At 44.8% G+C, this 18,449-nt stretch carries 11 protein-coding genes; 4 read left to right on the top strand and 7 right to left on the bottom strand.

What is annotated here, in order from left to right:
- From PLH26_RS10985 to PLH26_RS10955, 7 genes are all read right to left on the bottom strand, one after another.
- A partial coding sequence (locus PLH26_RS10985) for a RagB/SusD family nutrient uptake outer membrane protein (protein WP_324586063.1) occupies window positions 1-1,018 on the bottom strand: 1,018 nt, incomplete at its 3' end.
- An 11-nt stretch (window positions 1,019-1,029) separates the two neighbouring features.
- A complete protein-coding gene (locus tag PLH26_RS10980) occupies window positions 1,030-4,344 on the bottom strand; it encodes a TonB-dependent receptor (protein ID WP_324586062.1) in 3,315 nt (1,104 codons plus the stop codon).
- Between the two features lie 270 nt (window positions 4,345-4,614).
- Window positions 4,615-5,820 (bottom strand): FecR family protein, encoded by a 1,206-nt coding sequence (locus PLH26_RS10975; protein ID WP_324586061.1) that lies wholly within the window; start codon window positions 5,818-5,820, stop codon window positions 4,615-4,617.
- 147 nt (window positions 5,821-5,967) lie between these two features.
- On the bottom strand, window positions 5,968-6,552 hold the full coding sequence (locus PLH26_RS10970) for an RNA polymerase sigma factor (RefSeq protein ID WP_324586060.1): 585 nt from the start codon (window positions 6,550-6,552) through the stop codon (window positions 5,968-5,970).
- 197 nt (window positions 6,553-6,749) lie between these two features.
- Window positions 6,750-9,053, bottom strand: a complete 2,304-nt coding sequence (locus PLH26_RS10965) for a DUF7133 domain-containing protein (protein WP_324586059.1) — start codon at window positions 9,051-9,053, stop codon at window positions 6,750-6,752.
- A gap of 183 nt (window positions 9,054-9,236) precedes the next feature.
- Window positions 9,237-10,625 carry a Gfo/Idh/MocA family protein gene (locus PLH26_RS10960; RefSeq protein ID WP_324586058.1) on the bottom strand — a complete coding sequence of 463 codons (1,389 nt, stop codon included), beginning with the start codon at window positions 10,623-10,625 and terminating at the stop codon, window positions 9,237-9,239.
- A 68-nt stretch (window positions 10,626-10,693) separates the two neighbouring features.
- On the bottom strand, window positions 10,694-11,578 hold the full coding sequence (locus tag PLH26_RS10955) for a sugar phosphate isomerase/epimerase family protein (protein WP_324586057.1): 885 nt from the start codon (window positions 11,576-11,578) through the stop codon (window positions 10,694-10,696).
- A gap of 216 nt (window positions 11,579-11,794) precedes the next feature.
- On the opposite strand from PLH26_RS10955, the gene PLH26_RS10950 reads away from it, so the two are divergent.
- The 4 genes from PLH26_RS10950 (at window position 11,795) to flxY (ending at window position 18,145) form a co-directional block, all read left to right on the top strand.
- Window positions 11,795-14,605: a TonB-dependent receptor gene (locus PLH26_RS10950; protein WP_324586056.1), complete on the top strand. Its 2,811-nt coding sequence runs from the start codon at window positions 11,795-11,797 to the stop codon at window positions 14,603-14,605.
- 307 nt (window positions 14,606-14,912) lie between these two features.
- A complete protein-coding gene (atpG, locus tag PLH26_RS10945; RefSeq protein ID WP_324586055.1) occupies window positions 14,913-15,797 on the top strand; it encodes an ATP synthase F1 subunit gamma in 885 nt (294 codons plus the stop codon).
- An 87-nt stretch (window positions 15,798-15,884) separates the two neighbouring features.
- Entirely contained in the window at window positions 15,885-16,754 is an 870-nt protein-coding gene (gene scpB / locus PLH26_RS10940; protein ID WP_324586054.1) for an SMC-Scp complex subunit ScpB, read from the top strand.
- A gap of 98 nt (window positions 16,755-16,852) precedes the next feature.
- Window positions 16,853-18,145 (top strand): flexirubin biosynthesis putative acyl-CoA ligase FlxY, encoded by a 1,293-nt coding sequence (flxY, locus tag PLH26_RS10935; RefSeq protein WP_324586053.1) that lies wholly within the window; start codon window positions 16,853-16,855, stop codon window positions 18,143-18,145.
- The last annotated feature ends 304 nt before the right edge of the window (window positions 18,146-18,449 follow it).

Genomic DNA, 18,449 nt, shown 5'->3' with positions numbered 1-18,449 from the left:
TAACGATCAGCGTGGCATCAAACCTGGGATCACGGTTTATATAGGGATCTGCAGCATTATAACCGGAAGCAGGATCATCAATGCTTTTGCCATTCTTCATTTCAAAAGCATCAACAAATTCCTGCACAGGAGAACGGCGTGAAGCATCCTGCCTTGATCTTGAATCGGGCATGGCCCATGAATCCCATCCATGTTCACGCAGCGTTTTTAGGAACTGTACACTAAAAATTTCTTCCTCGTTGTTTTTATCCAGCATTATTCTCCTGAAATCATTATGTAAACGGTATACGTCGCTTTCTATTACTTCTTTATTGACGGCTGCGGCAGTTTCCCAGCGGGAAACTTCATTACCCGGATTATATAACGGGCTTGCCCGGAACAGCCATACTCTTCCTAAAAATGCCTTTGCAGAATGCTTATTGATCTTCCCCACATCAACAGAACGGTCTCCGTAGGTTTCGGGTAAAAGATCAATGGCTTCCTCTATTTCTTTAATGATGAACTCAAAGCTTTCATCTGTTGTAGCTCTTTTTACAAACAAGTCATCATCGAGGTCCTGTGGCTCTGTGATTATAGGTACGCCTCCATATCTTTTCACCATATCGAAGTATAGTTTGGCACGCAAAAACTTGACCTGCCCTGTCAGGGAAGCTTTTTCATCATCCTCCAGTACCGAGCCATCCACTTTTGTAAGGAACATGTTGGTTCTTCTTACAGCTTCATAAGCCCAGTAGTCCATGGGATTGTTATCGGCAAACCACTGTCCCTGCACCACGTTGCGGGGAGCGCCACCCCAGAAGTTCCTCGACTCATCGGTTATATTGTCATAAAGGTCATGGTCAAAAGATGGTACATCGGCATATATATTGTTTACGAACAACTGAATCAGGGCCGGGTCATTGAATATTTTGTCTTCCGGTATGGTGGTTTTTGATTCGCGATCGAGAAAATCTTTATTGCACGAACCTGTTATGGAGGATGCAATGATCAATAGGGATATTATATGTAATTTTTTCATGAGTAGTAGGTTTAAAAGGTAAGATTAATGCCCAGGTTTAAAGTGCGCTGCTGGGGATAGTATGCACCATCCGTATTTTCAATTTCGGGATCAAACATTTTCATCTTGTCAAACAGGAAGATGTTCGTCCCTGAAAAATAAACACGGATAAGCTGAGCCCCTATTTTTCCACTGGCAGCTTTGGAAAATGTATATCCAAGGTCAATAGATTTTAACCTGATATAACTGGCATCCCTCAGGTACAGGCTGGATTCAAGCGAATTGTTAGGGTGCTGGTTTTCCCATGGCCTGGGGTATTTTGCATCGCGGTTTTCCGGAGTCCAGTAATCAAGCAGGTCGGCGAAATTATTGTGAGAACCACCGTTGAAAAACGTCTTAGACCTGCCGTTGAGCAGCTTTTTCATTTTGGTAGCCCCCTGGAACAGCACTGCCAGGTCAAAGCCTTTGTATGATCCGCCAAAAGACAAACCACCTAATATTTTTGGAGTACTGTTATCCATGGAAATAATGGTCCTGTCATTTGCATCAATTTTTTTATCATCATTGATATCAGCATATTTAACGTCCCCGGCTTTTTGCCCGCCATTGAATTGAGGCAAATAATTTTGTACTTCTTCGTCCGACTGGAAAAAACCTAAAGCTTTGTATCCCACTATGAAGCCAAGCGGGCGGCCTGTTTGCAGCAGGTAATCCGGAATGTTTGCGGGTTCATCCAGTAATCTTACTTTGCTCTTTGCAAAGCTTGCATTGGCTTTTACAAAATAATTCAGTGCACCCAAATTGTTCTGATGAGACAGTGATATTTCGATACCCCGGTTATCAACTTTTGCATAATTCTCTGCAGGTAATGTGGCGCCAATAGTGCCGGGAATGGAACGGATCCTGCTGAGCAGGATATTGGAAGTGCGTTTATAAAAATAATCGATCTCAAATTGAAGCAACCTGTTCCAGAACGAGCCGTCCAAACCTATATCAAGGATAGATGCACTTTCCCAGGTTACCACAGGGTTGGGAAGTATGCCCGGCCGTACACTGGTGTATGCATTGGACCCGGAAATAATAGTGGATGACAGGTTATATACCTGCTGGTACTGGAATGTGGGAACTCTTCCGGAATATACATTCCTGTCGTTTCCTACCAATCCGTACGATGCTCTTAGCTTTAAATTATCAAAAAAATCAAGGTTGCTGTTGTTCCTGAAAAAAGCTTCTTCCGATATTTTCCAGCCTGCCGATACTGCCGGGAAGAACCCGTATTTTTTGCTGGCAGGAAAAGCCACCGAACCATCGCTCCTGAACGATCCTTCCAGTAAATAACGGTTTTTGAATGCATAATCAACCCTTGCCACAAAGCTCCGCCTGCCGTCATTAAATGAACTCCCGTTCGCATCCTTTTGAACCTGGCCGCCATATAGTAGCTCATCTAACCCGTTGGCCGGGAAATTGGTCCTGAAGCCATAAAAGTTTTTTGATTTTGCATCGAACTGCTCAAAAAGCGCAATGGCTTTTACATCGTGTTCGCCAAAAGATGCTTTGTAATTAAGGCTTGCATTTAAAGCGGTGGTATTGTAGTCGCTATAACTTTCGGTAAGTGCGGTTTTGCCATTCCATCCGCCAAAAGGATATATTTCAAGCGTATTGCCATCGGCATCCTGCCTGTTCATTAAGATGGGGACCTGGTAAAATTTGGAGGTAAAACCTTCTTTTCCAAAAGAGGCTCTGCCCGAAACGGATAAGCCCTTAATAAAAGGCAGCTCGTGCTTTAATGTAAGCGTAGCCTGTAAAATATCCGTTACATTCTTTTGATATCCCGTTTTTATTTCTTCAACCGGGTGCTGCTCACGGGTGTAAAAAATAGTGCCATCCGGATTATAGGTCCTGTCGAAGGGATAGGCAGCCATAATATCGCTGAATATGGCTTCCGGCGAATAAGAGCTGCCGTTGCTGTTCCTGCGGCTTGCATCCAGGTCTACAGAAACCGTAAAGTTTTTATTGATGCTGGCATCCACGTTGGAGCGTATGGAATATCTTTTATAGTTTAAATTATCATACAACCCATTCTGGTTTAAATAGCCGGCAGCCATAAAGTATTTAACCATATCTGTTCCCCCGGTAACACTTACATTTTGCTGGGTTTGAAAAGCGCTTTTATTAAGCGTGAGATCGTACCAGTCAATTTCGGGCTTTGTACCCTGCCTGATCTCTGCCATTTCCTCTTCCGTAAAAGCCGGCTGTAAGCCCATGTTTTGCCGGGCTGCGTTTTTGGTAGTAGCGTATTGAAGTCCGTTCATCAATTTAGGATAGGCAGTCGGGTTTTGAATGCCTGCAAAACCATTATAAGATATAGTAGGTTTTCCGGTGTGCCCTCTTTTTGTAGTTACGAGTATTACACCATTCGCCGCTCTTGATCCATATACAGCAGTTGCAGAAGCATCCTTTAATATGGAAATGCTTTCAATTTCATTGGGATCAATCTGGTCGAAGCTTCTCACGATCCCGTCAACTACGATCAAAGCGCTGTTGTCGCCAAATGTGCTTATGCCTCTTATGGTGATCTGCGATCCCGTTCCGGGCTTACCGTTGCCGTTTACTGCCGTTATGCCGGGTAGTCGTCCTGCAAGGGCATTGGTAATATTGGTAGCAGACGATTTTACGATGTCCTTCCCGTCAACAGAAGCCACAGAGCCGGTAAGGTCTGTTTTCTTCTGGGTTCCGTATCCCACTACCACAATGTCATCCAGTCCTGTTATGTCAGCTTCTAATATGATGCTGATATTCGTTTGTGCGTCAGCGTTTATTCTTTTTGATACAAATCCCACGCTTGTAAACTCAAGCACGGCATTTTGTCCGTCGGGTATATTAAGCGTAAATCTTCCGTCAGCATCGGTTGTGGTGCCTCCTGTTTGTCCAACAATGCTTACAGATACACCCTGCAAAGGATTGCCGTCCTTGTCTGTAACGGCTCCTTTTATCTCTACAGGCGGAGCCGGGATTTTTTCAGGAACGGGCGCTCTTTGCACAGGTTCCCTGCGGGGCTCAATTACAATGGTTTTGCCAACAATGGAATAGTCAAGATTTTGATTGCTCAATGAAGCAGATAACAGTTTTTCCAGAGGAACATTTTTTAAGTCAAGCGTTACCCTGTCTGCATTTTCAAGAATTTTATAGTTACAGAATACCGTGTAACCGGTTTGCTTTTTTATGGCTGAAAATACTTTTTTCAGCGAAACGTTTGTACCGGAAAAGCTAACGTTTTGCGCAAATCCTTCTGCATTTACCTGGAGACAGGCGAGTAATAAAATAATTGCCGTCAATTTTACTTGCATAAGCAATTTTTTGTGGTTAAGCGGCACCCTGCTAAAATAGGTGCGGCAAAAAGCATCTAAATTCATAGCTTTGTTTTAGTTTGGGTTATAGAATACCTGTCACCCCTTTCGGGGAAATAATCAGCCTTATTTTGGGTAAGCCCAGACTTCATTTTTCCTTTCCGGAAGAATGATGCCAGGAAGTGGTTCCAACACTTCCTGCTTTTATTTGGGCTAATACCACCTGTGTGTTGTTGAGTTTATATTTACCGGATAAAATCTCTTTTCCATTTATTTACCAATTTCTTTAATAACCGTTACTTTTTTCCCTTCTACCCGGAACTTCAAACCACTCATTTCCAGGACCTTTAAAACGTTCGACAAGGTAGCATCCCTTTGTATATCGCCCCAGTACTTGTCATCAGGCACAATGCCGTTCTCGTAATCTACTTCAATATCATACCATCGCGACAATTGCTTCATTACTGTTTGTATATCTGTTTTGTCGTAGGTAAAGTACCCGTTTTTCCATGCTGTTTCGGCTTCCACATTGGCGTTCCTAAGTATTTTAATGACCCCTTTTTGGTTCAGTTGCGCCTGCTCGCCGGGCATTAGCCGTTTTTCTGTATCTCCCTTTTTAAATTGTATGCTTCCTTCTATCAGGGTGGTTTTGATCAGGGATTCATCTTCGTAAGCATTTATATTAAAATGTGTACCTGTTACTTTTACCGTTCCGCCATCGTCGTTTGTGGCCGTTAATATTTTCACTGAAAAGGGAACTTTTGCGCTTCCATTATCAGCCTGCCGGGAAGCCACTTCAAAATATACTTCTCCTGATATTTCCACTGTTCTGCTGTCTTTTGTAAACCTTGCGGGGTAGCGAATGGAAGATGCTGCATTCAGCCATACTTTTGTTCCATCCGAAAGTTGCAGCTTGAATTGCTTTGCCCGTGGAGTAGAAATAGTATTATATACCACCTCATCGGAGCTGCTGCTTTTGGGATCATAAATGAGCTGGCCGCCTTTATTGATCACTTTTACATCCGACTGGATGGCAAGCATTCCGTTGCCCGCGCTGTCCAATACTATTTGCTCACCATTTGCCAGGGTAAGAACAGCGCCATTTTCACCCGGTTGTATATCATTGGCCGGTTGCGGGTCTGCCTTATGCGTAAGCGCTTCTTTTTTTCCGGTATTCGTTAAAAGCAGGCTGTAAACACCGGCTCCCATTACCAAAATAACAGCAGCAGCCGCTACCAAACGGAAAAGCCGGAACCTCCTTTGTGATATAACAGGGGCGGCTTCAGTTTCATCAATTGCTTTCACAATACGCAGTTGCAGCATCCCTTTAAATGCTTCTTTTTCCTGTGCTGTCCATTCCCGGTGGTCCTCGTCAGTAAGTGAAGCCAGCCATCCTTCAATAACAAGCTTTTCCCCTTCCGTGCACAATCCTGTCCTGTACCTTTGCAATAGTTCCTTAGCTTGTTTTGTATTCATTGATTTTTGCTTTTACATAAGGGACTAATGAGGACCCATCTGTATGTTCCGTTTCAAAGCCACTGGTAGTAGATAAGAAATAAAAATGCCGTGAAATTGAAAAAAAATGATCGACAAATAATGCGGGACGCCCATCTTATTGTGTGGCTATGCAAATAGGAAAAACAAGGATATTAATGCTATAATGTCTGCGCTGCGCACTTCGGTTCTGATCAGCTTTAAGGCATTGCTTACCTGTTTTTTAACTGTGGTTTCCGTAATTTCCAGCCGTTGTGCAATTTCTTTATAAGAAAGATTTTCGTGCCTGCTTAATACGAACACCTGCTGCATTTTGGGTGGCAGTTGAGCCACAACCCGGGTAAGCCTGGATTCAAGTTCCCGGAGCTCAAGCGCATCTGTTGCAAATGCAGGAGCGTTCTTCCAGTATAAGGATAAAGATGCCAAAAACCTTTTCTTACGGATATTTTTTTCGATGTAGCGGATAGAGAGGTTGCGGACACTTTTTAAAAGATAGGCTTTCAGGTTTCCGGAGATGTTCAGATCATCTCTTCTTTTCCAAATGGAAACAAACACATCCTGCACAATATCACAGGCATCTTCGGGCGAGCGGGTGATCCTCAGTACGTATAAAGACATTGATTCCCAATACCGTTCGTATATTTCAGCGAAGGCCTGTTTGTCATCTTCCCGGAGCAGATGCAATAATTGTTCATCTGTTAAATGCTGGTACATGGCAGCGACAATGTTTGATAGGTCATTAAACCAAAAAACAAAATGGTGCTAAAGCATTTGTTCATTTGTTGCAAATTTCTTTAGGCTGAAAGATAAAGGAAAAGCATAACATAAGCATCCTGTACATACATGATTACCTGGTTAATTGTAATGATCAACCGGCGAAGGAAAAAGTAAAAACATCATTCGGACGGTCATTACCACTTCATCAGCTCTTCCGCTGTGAAAGGTTGCTGCCGTTCATTCCAGTACTGCCTGACCTTTATTACCTCATCACGCGTTATGCCCGAGGCATTGTTGTTCCAGTTTTTTCTGATGTAGCTCAGCACCTGTGCAATGGCTTCATCCGTAATGTCCTTATTATGAGCAAGACCGGGCATTTCACCATTTATTTCGGGCGACCTGTATAATTTTTTATTCACTTTAACCGGACCTGTTAATCCGTACAATGCAATAGCAATAAGCTTATCCCTGTCGCCGGTAACCCACTCCGAGTTATTCAGTGGCGGTGCCAATGCGGGTATTCCGTTCCCATCTTCACCATGACAGGTTTGGCAGGTAGATGCAAACAGGTTCATACCCGCAGGGAATTGTTTCCTGAACAGGCTGGTATCTTTTTTGATTTGCCTGTTGCTCATATTGTATATTGTTTTTTTGAACTGTTTTATAATGGCAAGGTTGGTATCGGGTACAAATGCAGTGAGCCTTTTGTAAAAATCTTTTTCACGATTCTCGAGATTGCTGATGATGGCGCCGCTTACAAAAGGGTTTCCGGGGAAAGCTTTTGCAAGGCTCATTAACAGTTCATCGGCCAATGATTTATTAAAAGGTTCAATAGCCCGCATTCTGAAAGCAATGTACGGTGCGGCAATACTGTCTTTATTATGGATCATTTGTTGCAGCACCGGCACAAACCGGTCATAGTTGGTTTTATTTAATACAGCCGGCAAAGCGGTTATGGCCTGCACTCTGATCTTATTGTTGCTGTTTTGCAGCAGCGGCAGTACATCCTGCGCCTGTAATGCTTCCATACCTTCTAAGCTCCAGAGCGAATGAATGAGCGGTATGGGATCATCCGTTTTTTTAAGATTGCTGCGCAACACGGGTATGGCTTTTGTGAGCTTCCCGTCTACCAGCATTTGCTGGGCCTTGTCCCTGATCCAGCCGTTATCAGATTGCAGAAGTGCAGCCAGCTTAAGCGGATCGGCAGGCATGGTTACCGGTTTTAATGACGCTCCTTTGGGAACAACTTTATAAATGCGGCCGCAATTGAGCGGTTGTGAAAGTGATCTCTTGCTGATCTCTTTTTTCAGGTAATCGGTTAAATAAAATTTGTGCTGGATAATGCCTCTGTACATATCCGTTATGTACAGGGCGCCGTCAGGTCCGTTGTACAGGTTTACCGGTCTAAAACGTTCATCAATGCTGGTAAGGAATTCTTTTCCTTTATATGCCTGCCGGCCTTTAACAGCATATCCTTCCTCTTCCAGGATATTCCTTTTAATGAGGTTTGCCGAAGGCTCTGCCACAAAAGCGTTGTTGTGATAAGCTTCGTTGAATAAGCCGCCCCGGTAAATAACGGGGCCGCAGGCGGCAGTAAAATTTACGAGGCGCAGGCTGTCATCAAGAATATTTTCCATATACCCCCTGTTTACGCCGGGGGTGGGGCGGGCGGGGTACACCCTGTTGTTTTCCACTATTTTAACATTATACCCCGGTATGCTGCGCTGATTGATATTACCTGCTCCCGGCCCCGGGAGAAAATAATCGCCCAGCAGGTTCTGTGAATTATTATTGTAAAATAAACGGCCGTAATCATCCTGTGTTATTCCCCATTGCCCCCGGAATCGTGTCCATTCGGTGATCCAGTGATCACCTTTTTTACGATACCTTTTTTCCGAATTGGCATTGTACACCCAGTTGTCCATGGCCCTCATTAAGCCATTGGCATCATGTTCTACATTATCGCCGATGGTATATGCGCCATCCACCAAAACTTTTTTGCCCGGCCGGTCATTTTTTATTTCAACATACCACAGGTTGGGAGGCGCTGCTACCAGAATGCCATCTTCTACCAGGCACAGGGCTCTTGGCAATACGAGCGAGTCCATAAATACTTTCCTGTGGTCGGCTGCACCGTCGCCATTCTTATCTTCCAGTATGATAATTTTACCGTTGGGCCGGTTTTCTGCTGTTCCGGCCGTATCGGGCATATATCCTTCCATTTCAAGCACCCATATCCTGCCTTTATCATCAAAAGTCAGGGCAACAGGAGCGCTGATCAATGGTTCGGCTGCCACCAGCCTTACTTCAAACCCTTCTTCAACTTCCATTGCTGCAAGTGATTTTTCGGGCGGGAGTACCGGAGCATTGCTCAATATCTCTTTTCGTTCAAGCGAATCCAGGGGAGGCGGCTTTATATTGCTTTCACCGGTGTTGCAGCTTACCAGTAAGCATACAAGTATAAAAACAGGAAAGCATTCCATTCTTCTTTTGATCATTTTTTACCAATTCCATTTTTTGGCAGTGCACCTGAGCACCTTTAAATATGTGAACTTTTAATTCTTTGCCCGGTATAATTAAATTGCCACGGATCCGCAGATTAGTATACCGGGTATAAAAATCCGGGGAGCCGTGGCTAAAAAGATACATGCAATTACAAATGATGATCCTGTATATTTTTATTATACTTCGTTGGGAACAACATATGGCGGACGGTATACCCGTGTAAGCATAGCATCGGCTTCTGCGTCGTTCACAAATTTTTCATTGTCCCTGCTGCCGCCCATAAATTTAAGTTCGCGGCTGAGGCGATAAGAAATATTGGCTAACAAAGGAAGCGATGAAGAGAAAAAACCTTCATTGATATCGCAGTGCAGGTCATTGTTATGGTCTGAACGTATAGCGTCAATAAAATTGGCATAGTGTTCGGTGCCGCCGGGCGGTGTCAGGGGGTCAACCGGTTTCTTCACGTCGGCTGACTTCTGTGAACCTGCAAAAGGCTTCTCTTCTCTTCTGCGGAATGCTTTCCATGTGCTGCCGTTCAGTTCAAGGTATCCTTCGGTTCCGTAGAACATATTGCCGATTCGGATATCAAGGCTTGATTCAGCGTTCGAATATCTTCCTCTTGTTTCAAACTCAAGCATCTTCCCGTCTTCGTATTTAAATATTGAGGTTTGTGTATTGGGTGTTTCCTGTGCACATTCTTTGGGGTCAATGCCATACACACCACCATGCGAATAAACAGAAACCGGGTGTTCATTTTTATTGAGGCCCCACCGGGCTATATCAAACTGGTGCGGCCCCTGGTTTCCCGTATCGCCGTTGCCGGTGTCCCAGAACCAGTGCCAGTTGTAATGTCCTTTCTTTTCATTATAAGGGCGGTAGGTGGCAGGGCCCAACCAGCGGTCGTAATGAAGCGTGGCAGGTGGTGCGCTGTCTTTGGCAATGCCGAAAGAATCGCGCGGTTTGATGCAAAGTCCTCTTGCCATGAACACATCGCCGATGCCTCCATTGTGCAAAAACTTCATGGCTTCCATTACATTGCTGATGGAACGGTTCTGGAATCCAACCTGCATGCGCCTGTTGTATTTGCGGGCGGCCTCTATCATTTTACGTCCTTCCCATACATCATGCGAAGCCGGTTTTTCTACATACACATGCTTGCCGGCCTGACAGGCCCATATGGCGCCCAGCGCATGCCAGTGATTGGGCATTGCAATGGAGACCGCATCTATTTCCTTATCATCAAAAACTTTGCGCATGTCCCATTCCGTTAGCGGCTTTTCACCCGTTTTATCAACAACAATCTTCGCTCTCGAATCAAACCACTGCTCATCTGCATCACAAAGCGTTTTTACCCGGATATTGCGGCTGCTTTTCAGCGAGCACCAGTTGTTGATATGTGTTTGTCCCTGCCCGTGAATGCCGATAACCGCTAAATTAAGCCGTTCATTTGCGCCGGGTATAGCGGCATACGATTTAGCGCTTAAGCCCATTGCGCCAATGGTAACGCCGGCGCCGGCCAAAGCAGATTTTTTAATAAACTCCCTTCTCGGGTAATTTTTTTGCATGACTGTTTTGTTTTTATATATGAGCAAAATCGTTTTTTACCGGCATACACCCTGTAACCTGAAACCTTCTATTTCTTCTGCGCTTTTGCAACCATTTCATTGAACACTGCCAGTTGTTCCTTCATAGCGGCTACCCTGTCTTTGGGTTCGGTACGGGCTTCAAGGAGTATCCACCCGTTGTATTTCATGGAAGTAAAAAGATCCATTAATTGCTGGTAGGGATAATCGCCCGTATTTAATTCGCGTACATGAACGGTATCGCCAAACCATTTTTTTACTGAGTTGAAATTCGCTTCAAGTCCCGGCGGCAACAGGTCTTCAGGGTTGCAGTTCCAGCATATTTTCACATTGGGCTCGGTAACCTGGTCAAAAATAGCTTTCATATTGGGCAGTTCCTGTGTCAGGTGGCCATGCACTTCTACTCTTACCAACTGTCCAAGGTTTTTTGCAAACTTTCCCACTTCGTTAAAGGAGGCAGCAATTTGTGCAATTGTCTTTTCCCTGGGAACGCCCGCAGGGAGATTGTTAGGCTTTACTTTTATGCCTGTGGCCCCAATGTCTTTACAAAGCTGTATGTATGCTTTTGTTTGTTCAATGTTCTTTTGCAGTTCAACAGGGTTAGGGCTGTGATACTCAAAATTAGAGCCATAGCCGATGCAGGTAACCGGGCTGTCGGCAAACCGCTTTTTTACTTCAGTGCGCCGGGCGGCAGACAGGTTGATCTCAACCTTATGTGCATGCTGGGTGCGGAGCTCAATGCCCCATAATCCTGTTTTTTCGCAATTGGCGATCAGGGTAGACAGATCCCAGTCCCTGCCCCATTGATAGGTAACGAGGCCAAATCTCATTTTAGGTCCTGCGTTGTAAAAACTGCTTAAGCTTCCTGTGGTGGCCAATCCTAAACCGGTAAGGGCTGTACAACGTAAAAAACTACGGCGTGATGGATCTTTCATTAATTAAAGTTAAAAGAAAATTTTTTTAAAAAAAGCAAGGCCACATTGTATATGATGGCAAACGGGTTATCATGAGGTTCCTGTGTGCGCAAAATACAACATTGCAAACATTAACCTTATTTAACCTCCATTCTTTTTATGGTAATGCAGTTGAGCCTACTTTTGACAGCGTGTGGCTTGTGGTGAATGATTACAGATAACCCCTATTGCATTATTATGAAACCCGGCATTTTACTTTTTATATCACTGGTAGCTTTTTCTATGGCAGGCATTGCGCAAACGAACCGCACAGTACGGGGCAAAGTGTACGACAGCAGTCATATTATTTTACCGGGCGCCACTGTAATGCTTGTTCCGGATGGCACCAAAGACACTTTGAAAGCAGTGACGGATAAAAACGGGCAGTTCATTTTTTTGAAGGTAACCGCAGCAAAATTTACATTAAAGGTAACCAACGCGGGGATGGAGGATGCAACGCAATATTACGATGTGGAAGAGAGCAAAGCAGATTTTAATGCCGGAAGCATAACCATGCTGCCTGCTTTTCAAACCCTGCAGGAAGTAGTGATCAGCCCGCCGCCTGTTGTTATCAAGGAAGACACTATTGAATTCAGGGCGGATTCCTTTAAGGTAAAAGCCAATTCATCTGTAGAGGATCTTTTGAAGAAGCTGCCTGGTTTGGATGTAGATAAAGATGGAAATATTACCGCACAGGGTAAAACAGTATCCAAGATCAAAGTGAACGGAAAAGATTTTTTTGGAGGAGATCCCAAAACCGCTTCCCGCGAATTGCCTGCAGAGATCATAGACAAGGTGCAGGTAGTTGATGATTACGGCGACCTGGCTGCCGCATCGGGCATTAAGGATGGCGATCCGGACATCATCATCAATCTTCAGCTAAAAAAAGACAAGAACCAGGGCGTATTTGGCCGTGCGTCTGCAGGATACGGTACGGATGACCGTTATCAGGCTACTGTAAATGCCAATGTGTTCAGGGAAAGCACGCAGTTGTCTGTTTTGGGAAACAGCAACAATATAAATCAGAATCTGTTCAATTTTGGAGGCAATGCCGGTGGTGGCAGGGGCGGAGGGGGAAGAAGAGGCGGCTCCGGGGGTGGTGATGGCGGTACATCCGATACCAATGCCGATCAGAACGGTATTACGGATAATAACTCTATCGGCGCCAATTTCAGAACCGATTTCAATAAGGAGAAAGGCTCATTTTATGGTAATTACAGCTTTGCAAACCGCAATACGGTTACGATGCGTAATATTTCGCAGCAGAACTTTTTTGGCGATGGCTCATTCATCAACAACAACAACAGCCTTTCCGATAACATTGGCAATAACCATCGTGCCAACCTCAATTTTGAATACAATTTCGATTCTTCCAATTATCTTAAGGTAAGCCCCAATTTTTCGTATGGTAATTCCAACAACAGGAATTACAGCGATTTTGATTACTGGGAGAACGATATCTTTAAAACCCAGGAAGGATACAATGCGGATACGGTTTACAGGAAAACCCCCAACTTCAGCGGCGACATCAGTTATAACCACCGCTTTAAAAAGAGAGGCAGGAATTTTTCAACCCGGATCAGCCTGGGCACTTCTTCTACATTAAGCGATGATGATAAGATCAATTTTACAAGAGAATTCCTGAAAGCAGGCGGCTATTCAGATGCTTATCTTGATCAGTTGATAACACAGAACAATAACAATCATAATTATGGTATCCGCATCACCTATACGGAACCGGTAGCGAAGAACAGGTTCCTTGATATCAGCTATGCCTATAACAACTCCTACGCAAAAAACGACAGGCGTACTTTTGACCGGGACTCGATTGGCGGCGATATTCATTTTAACGACAGCCTCAGCAATGCGTATGAAAATACTTTTATCAACCAAAGAGTTGGCCTAAGCCTGCGCACGGTCAATAAAAAATATAATTATAGCATCGGGCTCACCATGCAGCCGATGGAGATCAACGGCTATTCCATTTCAAAAGACAGCGCATATACGCCCCAGAAAAGAATAAACCTGGCACCGTCTGCCCGGCTCTCCTATAATTTTTCCAGAACCAAAAGGCTGAACATGAACTATAACGCTAATTATGAGCAGCCGTCTTTTGATCAGTTGCAGCCGGTTCGCGATGTATCCAATCCGCAATATCAAAAGCAGGGCAATCCCGACCTGCGGCCCGAGTTCAATCACAACTTCAGGGTGTTCTTTAATAATTTCAATTTTACAAGCGGCCGGGTAATGTTTGTGGGAATGCGCGCAAATATGATCCAGAACAGAATAGTAAACAATAATATGCGGCTCGACAGCAGCGGTGCGCAGTTAAGCATGCCCGAAAATGTAAAAGGAAATTATAATGTTTCAGGATTCTACAATTATTCCTTACCCTTCCAGAACAGGCGGTATATTATTTCACTGCGCGGAAATGTAAATTATAACCATGATGTAGGGCTGGTAGACAGTAAAAAGAACATCGGCAACAACTGGATCACCACGCAACGTTTGAATTTTGAATTCAATTTTAAAGAATGGCTCGAATTGGACCTTAGCGGCGCCTATAGCCTTAATTCCACAAAGTATACGCTTTCTCAAAACGGCGATCGTCTCGGTTCAAACGCATGGACCTTCAGGAGCAATATGCGCATGGATATCCCGGGCGGTTTGATACTGCGTTACGACATCAATTATCTTATCAACAACGGGCTGGCATCTTCCGTAAACAGCAATCCTACATTGTTTAATGCCTCAATCGAAAAAACCATATTCAAAAAGAAAAATGGTTACATACGGCTCTCGGGTTTTGATATCTTCAACCAGAACACCAATATCAGCAGGCAGGTCAATGGCAACGCTATTATAGACAGCAGGGTTAACCGGCTAACCCGTTATTTTATGCTTACCTTCTCTTACCGGCTTATGCAGTTTAAAGGCGGACAGCAGGCTCCTGAAGGAAACAGGGAAACGGGCCCGGGACGGGGAGAGCGAAGGAACCGCCAGTGGTGAGGAAGGATGCAGGTTTCAGGGCCCATGTTACAGGGTGCAGGGTTCAGGCACAGGTTTCAGGGGTAGTGGATGGGCGTGCTCACCTTTTCACGGTTATCGTTTCACGGAATGAGATATGAATAAGGACCTCCGCCATTCACTGCTCACCATTCACCATCCCGGGCCTTGTAAGCCCTCATTCTTTCCACACCCACATTGTTTTTTCACCCAATTCAAATACCTTTGCGGTCATTTTGGGAGAACCTGCAATGACTAACTGATTATTACCCAGTTAACTAATTATCAATCAACTATTTAACTTTTTAATATGGCGGGCGCCTTAAAAGAAGTTCGGAACAGGATCAAATCCGTTCAAAGTACCCAGCAAATCACCAAAGCCATGAAAATGGTGAGTGCGGCAAAGTTACGCCGTGCCCAGGATGCCATCATTCAAATGCGTCCTTATGCCAAAAAGCTGCAGGAAATGCTTTCGAATATTGTGAGCAATACAGATGGCGGTACCGGCGGGGATCTGGCTGTAGAGCGTTCTGCAGACAAGGTGTTGCTGATCGTTATTTCCTCCGATCGCGGCCTGTGCGGCGCGTACAATGCCAATGTGATAAAGCTGGCCCGCTCGGTAGCCCGGGAAAACTATCCGCAGCAGTTGGCCAAGGATAATATTACCGTTTGGCCGATAGGGAAAAAAGCTTTTGATTATTTTCAGAAAGCCCGGTTTAACGTTGATCCTGCTTATAAAGATCTGCTTCAGCATATTTCATTTGAACATATCCAGCAGGTGGCGCAGGCCGCAATAGAAGCTTTTGCAAAAAAAGAATTTGACGTGGTGGAAGTGGTGTACAGCGAATTCAGGAATGCAGCTACACAGCGTTTTACGGCAGAAAGATTTTTGCCGATCCCTAAAGTAGAAAACAAAGACGGCAAAGCAACCAAAGCGGATTTTATTTTTGAGCCGCAAAAGGAAACGCTTATTGCGGAGCTGATGCCTAAAATATTGAATACACAACTGTACAAAGCTGTATTGGATGCCAACGCCAGCGAACATGGTGCAAGAATGACGGCTATGGACAAAGCCAGTGAAAATGCGAACGAACTGCTGAAAAGCCTTCGCATTTCTTACAACCGGGCAAGGCAGGCGGCTATAACAACCGAGCTTACCGAAATAGTAAGCGGTGCTGCAGCATTGCGGGGATAACCCATGCCTGACCAATGCTTAATTTTTTCAATACTGAACCCGGATATGGCTGTATTCATTCGTTAAACTTTCGCTGTACAAGAGCACATGGAAATTTCACAGATCATACTGCATATTGAAGCGCTGATATTTGCCAGCGAAAAGCCATTGACCGGCATAGAACTGGTTGACCTGGTGAACAGTGCCCTGGGCTTTATTGAAGAACGTGCCACGCTGGAGCAGGTAGAATCGGCTATAGACGGCATACGTGAAAAATATGCCACAGAATTCTATCCTTTTGAAGTGAGGCAGAGCGGTGGCGGCTGGCAGTTCCTTACGAAGGGCGATTTTCATAAAACCATTGCACAGCTCAACGGCGACAAATTTTTAAAACGGCTCTCATCCGCAGCCATGGAAGCCCTGGCCATTATTGCCTACAAGCAACCCATAACAAAAGGCGAAGTAGAATCCATACGTGGAGTAAACTGCGATTATGTAATTCAGAAATTACTGGAAAAAGAGCTGGTGGTGATCACCGGGCGCAATGAGGAATTACCCGGCAAGCCTTTGATTTATGCCACTTCACGCTCCTTTATGGATTATTTTGGTATAAATTCTCCCGAAGACCTTCCCCGCATCAAAGATGTGCTGGCCGATCAGGTGGTAGCTCCAACGCTGGTTAACGCCAGCCATTTTGAAGTAGAGCAGGGAAGCAATTTAATAGTGGCCGAAAATGGCGAGCTGGTTCAGCATACTACCTTAACCATTGAGGGAACTGATGAGCCTGCTGCAGAAGCGGATGCCTTACCCGCACCTGAACAGGAAGAGATAACCGGTGAAGACGCAGAAATAAACGATGACGCTATAATAAATGACCCGGCAGCAACAGAAACCGGGCCCGATAACGTTCCTGATCCGGGGCCTTCTGCCGGTAAGGAAGAGGAAGATGAGGATGAAGAAAAGGATGATCTGCAGTAAGCAATGAACAGCAGACCTGTGCAATGGCCACGGCTCATTCTCCTCCGAAAATCTTAATTTAGCACACCGGTTAGCTAAATATTGTTGAAAATTTATCCATGTCGTATTCACCCCGGACAGCATTTCAGCCTGCGGCTGTTATACAGTCTATACAGGATCAAAAACTGCAGGAATTATTGCAGTACCTTCAAAACAAGTCGCCCTTTTATAAGGAAATTTTCGCCAGGCATGCTGTTGATGTGTCTGCAATAAAATCAGTGCAGCACCTTGTTCATATACCCGCAACCAATAAGGAAGACCTGCAGCAACGCAATGACGACTTTCTTTGTGTAAGCCGCGATAAAATAATTGAATATACTTCCACCTCGGGAACATTGGGCAGCCCCGTTACCGTGGCCCTCACCGAACACGACCTGGAGCGGTTGGCCTATAATGAGTACGCTTCTTTTGTTTGCGCGGATGGCGTTGCAACAGATGTGTACCAGCTCATGCTTACGCTTGACAGGCAGTTCATGGCAGGCATGGCTTATTATTCAGGTATCCGTAAATTAGGCGCCGGGATCATACGCGTAGGCCCCGGCGTTTCTTCCCTGCAATGGGAAACCATATTCAGGCTAAAGCCTACCGCTATCGTAGGCGTTCCTTCCTTTATATTGAAACTGATCCGTTATGCAGAAGAACATGGGATTGATATCAACAGCAGTTCGGTGAAAAAAGCAATTTGCATTGGCGAGAATATAAGGAATACCGATTTTTCACTGAATGTGCTGGGACGGAAGATCAACGAGGCGTGGAAGATCATTTTATATTCTACCTATGCCTCCACCGAGATGCAGACCGCGTTTACAGAATGCCATGCCGGCAAAGGGGGGCATCACAATCCGGAACTGGTAATAGCCGAATTGCTGGATGAAAATAACATGCAGGTGCCGCCTGGCGTGCCGGGCGAGGTAACCATTACCACGCTGGGTGTAGAGGGCATGCCCCTGCTGCGTTACAAAACAGGCGATATATGCATGTTTTTTGAACAGCCCTGCTCCTGTGGAAGAAATACGATCCGCTTGTCGCCGGTCATAGGTCGCAAAAAACAGATGATCAAGTTTAAAGGTACAACGCTTTTTGCCCCGGCTTTGTTCGACCTGCTGAATGGAATGGAAGAGGTAAAAGATTATGTGGCAGAGATCTATTCCAATGAAATAGGAACAGACGAAGTGGTGCTGCACCTTTTGCCGTTGCGTAACAGTGAAGAATGCGACCGTAAAATAAGAGCATACCTCCAGGCCAAACTGAGGGTAACCCCGCAGGTTAAATATATTACCATAGAAGAGATGCAGCGCATGCAGTTTCCCGAAGCGGGAAGGAAGGCAGTGAAATTTATAGACAGGAGATAATTTGATAATTTGGTAATTTGAAAATGAGGGTGTTCGATATGCGACAAAAGAAGCGGCAGACGGCGGGTATGTGGAAATGTGAAGAGGTGGGAATGTAGAATGTATTCCTACTGGTTTTAGCATATGGAGGGCTGTCCCGGGTAAACGACCCGGCAAATAGCGATCAATCAACCGGCCGCCGGGGAACAAAAATTTGATACATTTACCAATATTTATTTTTTTTGCGGTCGCGTGTACTTTAAAATAATCTTCGTGCAATGATAAATGTAGGAGCCAGAACCCTTTCTTTACAAGATTTTTCTGA

Source organism: Agriterribacter sp. (assembly GCF_035444585.1).
Lineage (GTDB): Bacteria > Bacteroidota > Bacteroidia > Chitinophagales > Chitinophagaceae > Agriterribacter.
The sequence above is the reverse complement of the archived record's forward strand: the minus strand, read 5'-3'. Positions and strand labels throughout refer to the sequence as shown.